We start from the raw sequence: 12,490 nt of genomic DNA, 5'->3' as shown, positions 1-12,490 counted from the left end.
CGCTTCCGGCGTTTGGCCAGAGCTTACGAGAAGCTGCCGCAGACGCTGGCTGGATTACATTACGTGGCGTTTGCCATGTTGATGCTGCCGCACCTTCCTGATGTTGTTGGGATGGTTCAGAACATGCTCTAAGTCGCCTAAAAAATTTATTAAATAAGAATTATCCACGCGCGCATTGGAATTTTACGCTTCTCTTCGACGCGGTGTTGCCAGACATCGACCCCGCGCAGGCGCAGCATTATCGTGCGCTGGGGGCGGCGATTCTGGATGAGGCGGCGTTGCCGGCGCTGGGGGCTTTGCCGTGGTGGCAGGCTGTGCCAGAGGCGGATCCGTTTACGCTGCCGGAGGAGGATCAACAGTCGAACTAACCCGGCGCGTCGTGCGGCTGGCTGGGTGCGTTGCCAGCGGCCAGGGTCGCACAGCGCCGCCCCCGCTGGAGTGGATCGGCGGCGCGCGGCTCTGTGTGGGTGGATTTACGGCGCCAGCCTTTGCTTTTGCCAGCCGCCCTGGCCATCGGGCAGATACAGCACACGATCGTGCAGCCGGCTGGGGCGGCCTTGCCAGAATTCCATGCGCTCGGGGGTGACGGCAAAGCCGCCCCAGTGCGGCGGGCGCGGCACATGGGTGAGGTATTGCGCGGCAAAGCGGGCAAAGCGCGCCATCACCACTTCTTTGCCGCTGATTGGCTGGCTTTGCTCGGATGCCCAGGCGCCCACCCGGCTTTTGTACGGGCGGCTGTCAAAATAGGCGTCGGAGGTTTCGTCTGCCACGCGATTGACCACGCCTTCGATATTCACCTGCCGCTCCAGCTCGGGCCAGAAAAAAGTCAGCGCAATAAACGGCGTATGGCCCAGGTGCTGGCCCTTGCGGCTGTGGTAATTGGTGTAGAACACCAGTTGATTGTCTTCCACGCCCTTGAGCAGCACCACGCGCGCGGCCGGGCGGCCTTCGGGCGAGACAGTGGACACCAGCATGGCGGTGGGTTCGGGCACGTCGGCGGCGATGGCGTCATCCAGCCAGCGGCTGAATTGCGCCACCGGGTGGGCCAGGCAGTCGTCAGGGTCCAGCGTTTGGCTGGCGTAGTCTTTGCGGATATCGGCGATGTTTTTCATGGGCGGAACACAGTCAGGCAACAAGGCTGACAGCATACGGCGGCCAGACTGGCGCGGCAATGGCAGCGCGTGCGGCTCAGTCCCTGGCCAAGGCGGCCACCGGCCAGCGTTGCAACTGATTGCGGCCATTGCGCTTGGCGGCATACATGGCCAGATCGGCGTGTTGCACCAGGGTTTGCGCATCGTGGCCGTCGGTTGGCGCACAGGCCATGCCGATGCTGGCCGACAGGGCGCACTCACAGGTGGGCAGTGGGGCGGCCAGCGCGGCCAGCAGCTGCTGGGCGTGTTCGGTCGCGTGCGCGGCCTCGGGTAGTACGGCCACAAACTCATCGCCCCCCAGCCGCGCCAGCAAGGCCCGGGCGGGCAGGCTGGCGCGCATGCGCTCGGCCATCACCCGCAGCAGTTGGTCGCCCGCAGCGTGGCCAAATTGGTCGTTAATCGCCTTGAAGCCATCCAGATCAATAAACAATACCGCCAGTTGCGCCTGTGGCGCGCCCAGCAGGGCGTCCAGTTGCTCGAACAGGCGTTCACGATTGGCCAGGCCGGTGAGGGCGTCACGGGCATTCAGTTCGCGCAACCGTGCCTCACTGGCATACAGGGCATTCAGGGTGGCCTGACTGGTGGCCAGCGCGCGGGTCAGCTGGCGGTTGATGCGGTGAATGTACAGGGCCACGCCGCCAATCATGGCCGTCACGGCCAGCGCACCGCCCAGCCAGAGCCAGTCGATGGCAGGTTTGGTCTGATATAAAAAACCTTTCAGTGAAAACTGGCTCGGCAGCAGGCCCAGCTCGGCGTAAGTGTCGGCAATATGCCGCCAGCGCCCCGGGTTCATATAGCCAACTTCTACCAGGTCCGTGCGCAGCAGCGGCGCCATGCGCCGGGCTTCGTGGCGATGAAAATCAGCTGGGTGGCGGCCAGGGTAGGTGTTGACCAGCCACTGGATGATTTCTTCCGGATGGGCCATGGCGTACTGCCAGCCGCGTAAGCTGGCCGTCCGGAATGCCCGTACCATCTCGGGAGAATCGTTCAGCAAGGCTTCGCGGGTAAACAGATTATCGCCATAAAAATCAATGCCGGCCGAACGCGGGGTGAAGGTCTGATACTGCAGCCCGGCCTGATCCAGATAATACGGCTCATTGATCGAGTAAGCAGAAACCGCATCCACGTTGGGGTCAAGCAAGGCCGTGGGGCGGTAAGAGTGTGCCAGCCAGGTAATGCGCCGTGAAGAAATGCCCTCTTGCTGCAAGTAGGCCAGCAGCTCGTCGGATTGCGGCTCCAGCATCACCCGCTTGTCCAGCAAGTCGTGAATGCCAGCGGAAGGCCCGCCGGATTTGCTCAGCAATACCAAGGGTGAGTGCTGAAAAATCACCGCCAGCACCACTACCGGCGCACCCCGGTGACGGGCCAGCAGCAGGCTGCTGGTGCCGACGCCAAATTCGGCACGGCCAGACAGTACGGCACGCAAGGGATCATCGCCGGGCTGGGCCTCACGCAGGGTGACATCCAGGCCAGCTTCGCGGTAGTAGCCACGTATTTGTGCCGCATAGTAACCGGCAAACTGGAAGGTATGCGTCCACTTCAGTTGCAGGGTGACCGCTGTCAATGCCCACGCCGGCCGGGCCAGCAACAGGCAGGGCGCCAGCAGCAGGATCAGGCAGAGACGGCAGATTAAGCGGGGCAAAGAAAAGACATGCATGGCCAATGAGCATAACAGATTTACCGGGCAAACCGATGCTACATGCCATTTCACCATGGGATGCTGCACCGGCAGACTGCCCGCTTCACACCAGGGCGCCCGCTGCGTTATTGCAGCAGGGCCGCCCAGGGTGTGCGCGGCCATTATTTTGCTCAGGAGATCATTATGCCTCCCTCAACCACGCTGAAAGTGATTTCGTCACCGGCATGCCAGACATTTGACACACTGTTGCAGGAGACCAGGGCCGCCCAGAAACGCAACGGCTGGGACGACCAGAAAATCTGCAACAATCTGTTCTATATGACCAGCGAGGCCAATCTGCGTGCCGCCGTTGAGCTGGCCGGCGCCAGGGACGCGCTGGAACGCGCCAGGGACGCCTACAAGAGTGAGAACATCGCCGGCTATCGCGGCCCGGTGGAAATTCTGTTTGATGTTGACGACAACTTGAATCTGCCCGAGCGCCTGGCCCGCTTTGTCCGTGACACGCCGGGCAATACCGTGAACCCGCCTGATGAAAATGCCATAATCAGCAGCCTGGAGCGGGCCTTGTCCGCACCGGCCAAGGAGACCACGTTCCAGACGCTGAGTTGCCCGGCTTGTGCCACGTTTGACCAAGTCCTGAGCGACCGGCTGGCTTTTAACGACAAGGGCCTGGCTCGGGATGTACCTAGGGTCAGCCGTGACTGGGGCATGCCGCAGTTTCGCGACAAAATCCGGTTTTTGCTGGTGAATTCAAGTTGCTATGCCTCAGTGTGCCAGCAAGAGGCCGGCGCCCATCTGGGGTGGGCATGGTACGCTTACCAAAGCAATGGTGAAGACGAACCGGCATCACCTGAGCAATATGAACAAGCTCGTGGCCCGGTAGAGAGCTTATTCAATACCCAGTCTGGGGCATGTTTGTCAGCACGACTGGCCGCATTTGTGCGTGCCACGGACAAATTTTTGCCCAGAGCAGACAATGACGTGATGGTGTCGCGCATGTCGTCGTCCACGCTGTTGCAGCAAGCCACCTTGCCGGCCGATCTGGTGGCGCTGGACAGTATTTGCCAGCAGCTGTGGCCGCTGTGGTCCAGCATGCCACGACAGACCGGCAATAGTGACTGGGAAATCTGGTTCCGTGAACAATCGACTCTCCCTGACAGCAAAACAACAAATTTCTTTCAGACCCTGGCAGAGTACGCTCTGGCCGCAGTGATGGCCAAGGGGATTAACAAAGGCCTGGATGCGGCGGCTGGCCAGTCCGTGGGGCTGATCGACTACTCGGTGCTGGGGTTCAGCGGCAAGGCAGTCACCTTTGGTAGCAATGTGCTGGCGCCGTGGACAGCCACCTATGCGTTTTCCAAATTGGTGAAAAAACAAGGCCCGCTGTTCAGCGCCCGTGAACAAGTTCGCAACACACTGAAATCGGATACTGACTCCGACCTAGAAAAACTGGAAACCTGCCTGAATGCCTGTTTGGATTCAATTGACTGGACGGCGGCCAAGGCGGTATTCGGGGTTACCCCGTTCGGTCTGCTGACTACCGTCTATAGCGGTGCGAAGTGGTTCGCGCGGACAGTAGGCTTCATTAAAAACAGCTACCATGGCCAAGCCTGCACCTTGCTGGATTTGGCTGAGCTGGGACGTGATGGGCAAAGCGAACTCACCGCCAACCAGCAACTGGCGCGCCAACTGGCCCAGGTCGTCATCCTGCATCTGTGTAACGAAGACCAGAAGCGCTTTCTCAAGCTGATGACCGCCAGCAAGGAGACCTTTGCCTATGGCGATCTGGTCAAGCTGATTGATGGCTGAGCCGGCTGGCGCACAGCGAGGGGTTGCTACAAAAGGGGCCGATGGGCTCCTTTTGCATTTCTTGCCGCCCGGCGCTGCACTGGAGATAATACTTCTTTGTCGCCGCCAAAAGCCCTGGCCCACCCGACAGACAGCGGGTTCAAGCGGGTATGCATAGACTTTAAAAAATAACTTAGCCAGATAAATCAATGGGATACGCCAAACATGCTGCTGATGATCGACAATTATGACTCCTTCACCTACAACCTGGTGCAGTACTTCGGCGAACTGGGGCAAGACGTGCAGGTGTTCCGTAACGACGAAATCAGCCTGGACGACATCGCCCGCCTGGCGCCGCAGTACCTGGTGATTTCCCCCGGCCCGTGCACGCCGCTGGAAGCCGGTGTGTCGGTGGCCGCCATCGAGCGCTTTGCCGGCCAGATTCCCATCCTTGGCGTGTGTCTGGGCCACCAGAGCATCGGCCAGGCGTTTGGTGGCAAGATCATCCACGCCAAGCAGCTGATGCACGGCAAGACCTCGCCGGTGCAGCATCTGGACCTCGGTGTGTTCCACGGCCTGCCCAACCCGGTGACCTGCACCCGCTACCACTCGCTGGTGATCGAGCGCGAAAGCCTGCCGGATTGCCTGGAAATCACCGCCTGGACAGAAGACGGCGAAATCATGGGCGTGCGCCACAAAACCCTGGCGGTCGAGGGCGTGCAGTTTCACCCGGAATCCATCCTGACCCAGCATGGCCACACCATGCTGCGCAACTTCCTGACCGCCCACGCCTAGAGCGGCCAACAAAACCCTCCTGGCCTTGCTGCACAACATCTTTACTGTCTGCAGCCGTGCGCCTGGCCAGGACCGCGGCACTGGGTTTTTTAGCCATGCTTGATGCCGATGGCCCCGCGCTGCCGGGCCTATGTCACGGACTGACCTGCCATTTTCCATTGCGATAGAGAGCCTTTGATGATTTCCGCCCAAGCCGCGTTAAATCGCCTGATTGACGGCAACGAACTGTTTTACGACGAAATGCTGGACCTGATGCGCCAGATCATGCGCGGGGAGCTCACCCCGGCGCAGATTGCCGCCATCCTGATCGGCCTGCGGGTAAAAGTAGAAAGTGTCTCGGAAATCGCCGCTGCCGCCACGGTGATGCGCGAATTTGCCACCCCGGTGCCTGTGGCAAAGCGCGAGCGTCTGGTAGACACCTGTGGTACCGGCGGCGACGGCGCGCATACGTTTAATATCTCCACCACCTCGGCCTTTGTCGCCGCCGCCGCTGGCGCGCGGGTGGCCAAGCATGGCGGGCGCTCGGTGTCGTCCAGCTCGGGCAGCGCCGACGTGCTGGAAACCCTGGGCGTCAAGCTCAACCTCAGCGCCGAGGCGGTGGGCCAATGCATCGACGATATTGGCCTGGGTTTTATGTTTGCTCCCAACCATCACAGCGCCATGAAGCACGTCGCCCCGGTGCGCCGCGAACTGGGCGTGCGCACGTTGTTCAATATCCTCGGCCCGCTGACCAACCCGGCCGGCGCTGATAATCAGGTGATGGGCGTGTTTCATCCGGATCTGGTTGGCATTCAGGCGCGGGTGCTGCGCCAGCTGGGCAGCCGCCATGTGCTGGTGGTGCACGGCGAAGACGGCCTGGACGAAATCACCCTCACCGGCCGCACCCGCGTAGCCGAGCTGAAAGACGGTGCGGTCAGCGAATACCTGTTGGATCCGCGTGAATTCGGCCTGAACTATTGCGATATCAGCGCCCTGAAAGCCAGCAGCGCCGAAGAATCGGCCACCCGCGTGCGCGCTGTGCTGGCCGGCGAAACCGGCCCCTGCCGTGATATCGTGCTGCTGAACGCTGGCGCCGCCATCTATGTGGCCTGCGTGGCCGCCACCCTCAGCGAGGCCATCGACCGCGCCCGCCAGGCCATCGACAGCGGCGCAGCCCAGCGCACCCTGGCTGCTCTGGCTGAGCGCACCCAGGCGCTGGCCGTCTGAACCCTGGCCATAGGCCGCTGCTGTCCGGGTGGTTTTCCCGCTGGCGCCGGGGAACCCGGATGCCATGACACCAGTCTGTTGGGCTTTTGTGGAGGTACCGTCATGCAATACCGAATCAAACTGTGGGACGCCCCTACCCGTCTGTTTCACTGGAGCCTGGTTGCCCTGTTCGGGGTGATGTGGTGGTCCGGTGAAACCGGTGGCGATGCCTTGCGCCTTCACCTGCTGGCTGGCTATGGCATTGCCGGCCTGCTGCTGTTTCGCCTGCTGTGGGGCGTGCTGGGCAGCGACACAGCCCGCTTTGCCCGCTTTGTGCGCGGCCCCGGCGCCATGCTGGCCTATCTGCGCGGCAAGCTGCCAGAACACCGCATCCCCGGCCACAACCCGCTGGGTGCGCTGATGGTGCTGGCGCTGCTGGGTTTACTGGGTTTTCAGGTGGGCAGCGGCCTGTTTGCCACTGATGTCGATTCGTTCTTGTGGGATGGCCCGCTGGCCAAGCTGATCAATAGCGATCTGTCAGAGGCCATCACTGGCTGGCACAAAATTTCGTTCAAACTGCTGCTGGCCGCCGTTGGCCTGCACCTGAGCGCCATTGTGTTCTATCGCCTGATCAAGCGCCGCAATCTGGTGGTCGCCATGCTCAGCGGCTGGCAAACCTACGCCAGCCAACCGCCCGAACTGCGCTTTGCCTCATGGAAACTGGCCGTGCTGTGCGCGCTGGTGGCCGTGGGCGTGGTGGCGGGGGTGGTGAATGGCTTGGGGTGAGAAAGACGATTTACGCCAGATACAGTGTGTTGCATAACGAGGGACGGCCTAGGCCGTCCCTTTTGCATGCCTGGACGCCAGACGGACAAACCACCTGGATAACATATTGGCATCAAACACGTGCTCAGGCATTGCCAAACGGACATGTTTTTCATTCAAGATTAAATGGTTAACCAGTCCCATTGTTGGATTCAACTGGATTTGCCTCGCTTGGTGCATTTTAGTATTTGCGCCTCAACCAAGCACTTGCTAGAATGCCGTTCATCAAGCCCAGAACACCTAGAGGAGAAACGGCACATGATGACCCCCGGACAACGTTTCAAGGCCGCTGTGGCCGCGGAAAAACCCTTGCAGGTGGTGGGCGCAATCAATGCCTACGCCGCGCGTCTGGCCGACCATAGCGGCTACAAGGCGCTGTACCTGTCCGGCGGCGGCGTGGCGGCCGGCTCCTGCGGCATTCCTGACCTGGGCATCACCACCCTGGAAGACGTGCTGATCGACGTGCGCCGCATCACCGACGTGACCGAACTGCCGCTGCTGGTGGACATCGACACCGGCTGGGGCGGCGCTTTCAATATCGCCCGCGCCATTCGCCATCTGGAAAAAGCCGGCGCCGCCGCCGTGCACATCGAAGACCAGGTGCAGCAAAAGCGCTGTGGTCACCGCCCGAACAAGGCCATTGTGCCGCTGGATGAAATGGTGGACCGCGTGAAGGCCGCCGTGGACGCCCGCCGCGACAACGACTTTGTCATCATGGCGCGCACCGACGCGCTGGCGGTGGACGGCCTGCAAGCCGCCATCGACCGTGCCTGCGCCTGCGTGGAAGCCGGCGCCGACATGATCTTCCCGGAAGCCATGACCGAACTGGCCATGTACAAGCAGTTTGTTGAGGCGGTGAAGGTGCCGGTGCTGGCCAACATCACCGAATTTGGCTCCACCCCGCTGTTCACTACCGAAGAGCTGGCCTCGGTGGGCGTGTCGCTGGCGCTGTATCCGCTGTCGGCTTTCCGCGCCATGAACCTGGCCGCGCTGAATGTCTACCAGACCCTGCGCCAGGAAGGCACGCAAAAGAATGTGGTGCCGACCATGCAAACCCGCATGGATCTGTACGATCACCTTGGCTACCACGAGTACGAACAGAAGCTGGACGCGCTGTTCGCCAAAGAAGCCAAGTAAGTTTTATTGCCGGTCATAACAGGCGCGGCGGATCGTTCCCCCGACTGACCGCGCCGCCCCCACATCGAAATAGAGGAGTTGTCCATGTCTGAAGCACCTGTTGTTGGCAAGCCGAAGAAATCCGTGGCCCTGTCCGGCGTGGCCGCCGGCAATACCGCGCTGTGCACCGTTGGCCGTTCGGGCAACGACCTGCACTATCGCGGCTACGACATTCTCGATGTCGCCACCACCTGCGAGTTTGAAGAAATCGCCTACCTGCTGGTGCACGGCAAGCTGCCGAACCAGGCCGAACTGACTGGCTACAAGAAAAAGCTCAAGGCCCTGCGCGGCCTGCCGGCGGCGGTGAAAACTGCGCTGGAAGCCCTGCCGGCCGCCAGCCACCCGATGGACGTGATGCGCACCGCCGTGTCGGTGCTGGGTTGCGCCCTGCCGGAAAAAGACGACCACAACGCACCGGGCGCGCGCGACATCGCCGATCGCCTGATTGCCTCGCTGGGTTCGGCCCTGCTGTACTGGTATCACTTCAGCACCAATGGCAAGCGCATCGACGTGGAAACCGATGACGACTCCGTGGGCGGCCACTTCCTGCACCTGCTGCACGGTGAAAAGCCGTCCGAGCTGTGGGTGAAGGCCATGCACACCTCGCTGATCCTGTACGCAGAACACGAGTTCAACGCCTCCACCTTTACCGGCCGCGTCATCGCCGGCACGGGCTCGGACATGTACTCGGCCATCACCGGCGCCATCGGCGCGCTGCGCGGCCCCAAGCACGGCGGCGCCAACGAAGTGGCGTTTGAAGTGCAAAAGCGCTACGACTCGCCGGATGCAGCCGAAGCCGACATCAAGGCCCGCGTCGAGAAAAAAGAAGTGGTGATTGGCTTTGGCCACCCGGTGTACACCATCAGCGACCCGCGCAACAAGGTGATCAAGGAAGTGGCTCGTGAGCTGTCTTCCGCCGCTGGCGACATGAAGATGTTCGACATCGCCGAGCGTCTGGAAAGCGTGATGTGGGACATCAAAAAGATGTTCCCGAACCTGGACTGGTTCAGCGCCGTGTCCTACCACATGATGGGCGTGCCGACCGCCATGTTCACCCCGCTGTTCGTGATTGCCCGCACCACTGGCTGGGCCGCGCACGTGATCGAGCAGCGCGAAGACGGCAAGATCATCCGCCCGAGCGCCAACTACATTGGCCCGGACGATCTGAAGTTCGCGCCGATCAGCGAGCGTTGATCGACTGACCCAAGGGGAGCGGGCCGCCTGGCGGCGGCTCCCCTTTTGCGCCACAGAGCCTGCTCACAGGCCCGTGCCAACCGTCTTCACCTGGATTTTGTCACGTCATGAACACTGCATTCCGCAAGCCCCTGCCCGGCGCCGCGCTGGACTACTACGACACCCGCGCCGCGGTGGACGCCATCGCCCCCGGCGCTTACGACACCCTGCCCTACACCTCGCGCGTGCTGGCCGAACAGCTGGTGCGCCGCTGCGACCCGGCCGCGCTGACCGATTCGCTCAAGCAACTGATCGAGCGCAAGCGCGATCTGGATTTCCCGTGGTATCCGGCCCGTGTGGTGTGCCATGACATCCTGGGCCAAACCGCGCTGGTGGACCTGGCCGGCCTGCGCGACGCCATCGCCGACCAAGGCGGCGACCCGTCGCTGGTCAACCCGGTGGTGCCCACCCAGCTGATCGTCGACCACTCGCTGGCCGTGGAATGCGGCGGCTTCGACCCGGAAGCCTTCGAGAAAAACCGCGCCATTGAAGACCGCCGCAACGAAGACCGCTTCCACTTCATCAACTGGACGCGCACCGCGTTCAAGAATGTGGACGTGATCCCGGCCGGCAACGGCATCATGCACCAGATCAATCTGGAAAAAATGTCCCCGGTGATTCAGGCGCGCGACGGCGTGGCCTTCCCGGACACCTGCGTGGGCACTGACAGCCACACCCCGCACGTGGACGCGCTGGGCGTCATCGCCATCGGCGTGGGCGGCCTGGAAGCCGAAACCGTGATGCTGGGCCATCCGTCGATGATGCGCCTGCCGGATATCGTGGGCGTCAAGCTCACCGGCCAGCGCAAGCCCGGTATCACCGCCACCGACATCGTGCTGGCGCTGACCGAGTTTCTGCGCAAAGAGCGCGTGGTCGGCGCCTATGTGGAATTCTTTGGCGAAGGCGCCGACAGCCTGTCGATTGGCGACCGCGCCACCATCTCCAACATGTGCCCGGAATATGGCGCCACGGCGGCGATGTTCTACATCGACCAGCAAACCATCGACTACCTGAAGCTCACCGGCCGCGAGCCGGAGCAAGTGGCGCTGGTGGAAAACTACGCCAAGCTGACCGGCCTGTGGGCTGAGTCGCTGAAAACCGCGCAATACGAGCGCGTGCTGGAGTTTGATCTGTCCAGCGTGGTGCGCAATATGGCTGGCCCGTCCAATCCGCACAAGCGCCTGCCGACTTCCGCCCTGCAAGAGCGCGGCATTGCCGACGAGGCCAAGCTGGCCGCCGCCCGCGCCGAAGAAGCCCAGGGCCTGCTGCCGGATGGCGCGGTGGTGATTGCCGCCATCACCAGCTGCACCAACACCTCCAACCCGCGCAATGTGGTGGCCGCCGCGCTGCTGGCCAAAAAAGCCAACGCGCTGGGCCTGGTGCGCAAGCCGTGGGTGAAGACCTCGTTTGCGCCGGGCTCCAAGGTGGCCAAGCTGTATCTGGAAGAAGCCGGCCTGCTGCCCGAGCTGGAAAAACTCGGCTTTGGCATCGTCGCCTACGCCTGCACCACCTGTAACGGCATGTCCGGCGCGCTGGACCCGAAAATCCAGCAGGAAATCATCGACCGCGACCTGTACGCCACCGCCGTGCTGTCGGGCAACCGCAACTTTGACGGCCGCATCCACCCCTACGCCAAGCAGGCCTTCCTGGCCTCGCCGCCGCTGGTGGTCGCCTACGCCATCGCCGGCACCGTGCGCTTTGACATCGAGCAAGACGTGTTGGCCGTGGTGGATGGCAAGGAAATCCGCCTGAAAGACCTGTGGCCGTCGGATGAAGAAATCGACGCCATCGTCGCCGCCGCCGTCAAGCCCGAGCAGTTCAAGCAGATCTACATCCCGATGTTCGATCTGGGCGAAGCCGAGCAAGCCGAAAGCCCGCTGTACAACTGGCGTCCGATGTCCACCTACATCCGCCGCCCGCCGTACTGGGACACCGAAGGCGTGGGCGCGCTGGCCGCCAATCCGCGCACGCTCAAGGGCATGCGCCCGCTGGCCGTGCTGCCGGACAACATCACCACCGACCACCTGTCGCCGTCCAACGCCATTCTGGCCAGCTCGGCCGCGGGTGAATACTTGGCCAAGATGGGCTTGCCGGAAGAAGACTTCAACTCTTACGCCACCCACCGTGGCGACCACCTGACCGCCATGCGCGCCACCTTCGCCAACCCGCAGCTGGTGAACGAAATGGCCGTGGTCGATGGCCAGGTGAAAAAGGGTTCGCTGGCCCGCGTCGAGCCGGACGGCAAGGTGCTGCGCATGTGGGAAGCCATCGAAACCTATATGAACCGCAAGCAGCCGCTGATCATCGTTGCCGGCGCTGACTACGGCCAAGGCTCCAGCCGCGACTGGGCAGCCAAGGGCGTGCGTCTGGCAGGGGTGGAAGTGATTGTCGCCGAAGGCTTCGAGCGCATTCACCGCACCAACCTGATCGGCATGGGCGTGCTGCCGGTGGAGTTCAAGCCGGGCGTCACCCGCCTGACCCTGGGCCTGGACGGCACGGAAACCTACGACATCCAGGGCGAGCTGTCGCCGCGCTGCGACCTGACGCTGGTGATCCATCGCAAGAATGGCGAAACCACCGAAGCCCAGGTCACCTGCCGTCTGGACACCGCCGCCGAAGTGCGCGTGTACCAGGCCGGCGGCGTGCTGCAACGCTTTGCCCAGGACTTCCTGGAATCCAACGCCTGATCTGACGCCGC

General features: G+C 62.4%; 10 protein-coding genes. 8 read left to right on the top strand and 2 right to left on the bottom strand.

Features of this window, described 5'->3' with window-relative positions; genetic code table 11:
• Window positions 1-206: 206 nt before the first annotated feature.
• Window positions 207-368 carry a hypothetical protein gene (locus DFR34_RS17055; RefSeq protein ID WP_158281714.1) on the top strand — a complete coding sequence of 54 codons (162 nt, stop codon included), beginning with the start codon at window positions 207-209 and terminating at the stop codon, window positions 366-368.
• Between the two features lie 105 nt (window positions 369-473).
• Here DFR34_RS17055 and pdxH read toward each other — a convergent pair whose 3' ends face one another.
• Window positions 474-1,112, bottom strand: a complete 639-nt coding sequence (pdxH, locus tag DFR34_RS01950) for a pyridoxamine 5'-phosphate oxidase (protein ID WP_110389443.1) — start codon at window positions 1,110-1,112, stop codon at window positions 474-476.
• A gap of 76 nt (window positions 1,113-1,188) precedes the next feature.
• Window positions 1,189-2,808, bottom strand: coding sequence for a GGDEF domain-containing protein (locus DFR34_RS01945; protein WP_110389442.1), 1,620 nt, complete (start codon window positions 2,806-2,808; stop codon window positions 1,189-1,191).
• Window positions 2,809-2,973: 165 nt separating this feature from the next.
• Between DFR34_RS01945 and DFR34_RS01940 the strand changes: the two genes are divergently transcribed.
• The 7 genes from DFR34_RS01940 (at window position 2,974) to acnD (ending at window position 12,479) form a co-directional block, all read left to right on the top strand.
• A complete protein-coding gene (locus tag DFR34_RS01940; protein ID WP_146215031.1) occupies window positions 2,974-4,599 on the top strand; it encodes a hypothetical protein in 1,626 nt (541 codons plus the stop codon).
• Between the two features lie 204 nt (window positions 4,600-4,803).
• Complete coding sequence (locus DFR34_RS01935; protein ID WP_110389440.1) at window positions 4,804-5,373, top strand: aminodeoxychorismate/anthranilate synthase component II; 570 nt, start codon at window positions 4,804-4,806, stop codon at window positions 5,371-5,373.
• A 177-nt stretch (window positions 5,374-5,550) separates the two neighbouring features.
• Complete coding sequence (gene trpD, locus DFR34_RS01930) at window positions 5,551-6,579, top strand: anthranilate phosphoribosyltransferase (RefSeq protein ID WP_110389439.1); 1,029 nt, start codon at window positions 5,551-5,553, stop codon at window positions 6,577-6,579.
• 102 nt (window positions 6,580-6,681) lie between these two features.
• Window positions 6,682-7,344, top strand: a complete 663-nt coding sequence (locus tag DFR34_RS01925) for a cytochrome b/b6 domain-containing protein (RefSeq protein WP_110389438.1) — start codon at window positions 6,682-6,684, stop codon at window positions 7,342-7,344.
• Between the two features lie 297 nt (window positions 7,345-7,641).
• A complete protein-coding gene (gene prpB / locus DFR34_RS01920) occupies window positions 7,642-8,520 on the top strand; it encodes a methylisocitrate lyase (RefSeq protein ID WP_110389437.1) in 879 nt (292 codons plus the stop codon).
• An 84-nt stretch (window positions 8,521-8,604) separates the two neighbouring features.
• Window positions 8,605-9,753: a bifunctional 2-methylcitrate synthase/citrate synthase gene (prpC, locus tag DFR34_RS01915; protein WP_110389436.1), complete on the top strand. Its 1,149-nt coding sequence runs from the start codon at window positions 8,605-8,607 to the stop codon at window positions 9,751-9,753.
• Window positions 9,754-9,860: 107 nt separating this feature from the next.
• Complete coding sequence (acnD, locus tag DFR34_RS01910) at window positions 9,861-12,479, top strand: Fe/S-dependent 2-methylisocitrate dehydratase AcnD (RefSeq protein ID WP_110389435.1); 2,619 nt, start codon at window positions 9,861-9,863, stop codon at window positions 12,477-12,479.
• Window positions 12,480-12,490: the final 11 nt, after the last annotated feature.

Origin of the sequence: Rivihabitans pingtungensis (assembly GCF_003201855.1) — a bacterium.
Lineage (GTDB): Bacteria > Pseudomonadota > Gammaproteobacteria > Burkholderiales > Aquaspirillaceae > Rivihabitans > Rivihabitans pingtungensis.
Note: the sequence above shows the minus strand (reverse complement) of the source record. Positions and strands in the feature narration are given on the sequence as shown.

Coding starts and splice junctions, on each gene's coding strand:
- pdxH (WP_110389443.1), bottom strand. CDS start 1,112: ATGAAAAACATCGCCGATATCCGCAAAGACTACGCCAGCCAAACGCTG.
- DFR34_RS01945 (WP_110389442.1), bottom strand. CDS start 2,808: ATGCATGTCTTTTCTTTGCCCCGCTTAATCTGCCGTCTCTGCCTGATC.
- DFR34_RS01940 (WP_146215031.1), top strand. CDS start 2,974: ATGCCTCCCTCAACCACGCTGAAAGTGATTTCGTCACCGGCATGCCAG.
- DFR34_RS01935 (WP_110389440.1), top strand. CDS start 4,804: ATGCTGCTGATGATCGACAATTATGACTCCTTCACCTACAACCTGGTG.
- trpD (WP_110389439.1), top strand. CDS start 5,551: ATGATTTCCGCCCAAGCCGCGTTAAATCGCCTGATTGACGGCAACGAA.
- DFR34_RS01925 (WP_110389438.1), top strand. CDS start 6,682: ATGCAATACCGAATCAAACTGTGGGACGCCCCTACCCGTCTGTTTCAC.
- prpB (WP_110389437.1), top strand. CDS start 7,642: ATGATGACCCCCGGACAACGTTTCAAGGCCGCTGTGGCCGCGGAAAAA.
- prpC (WP_110389436.1), top strand. CDS start 8,605: ATGTCTGAAGCACCTGTTGTTGGCAAGCCGAAGAAATCCGTGGCCCTG.
- acnD (WP_110389435.1), top strand. CDS start 9,861: ATGAACACTGCATTCCGCAAGCCCCTGCCCGGCGCCGCGCTGGACTAC.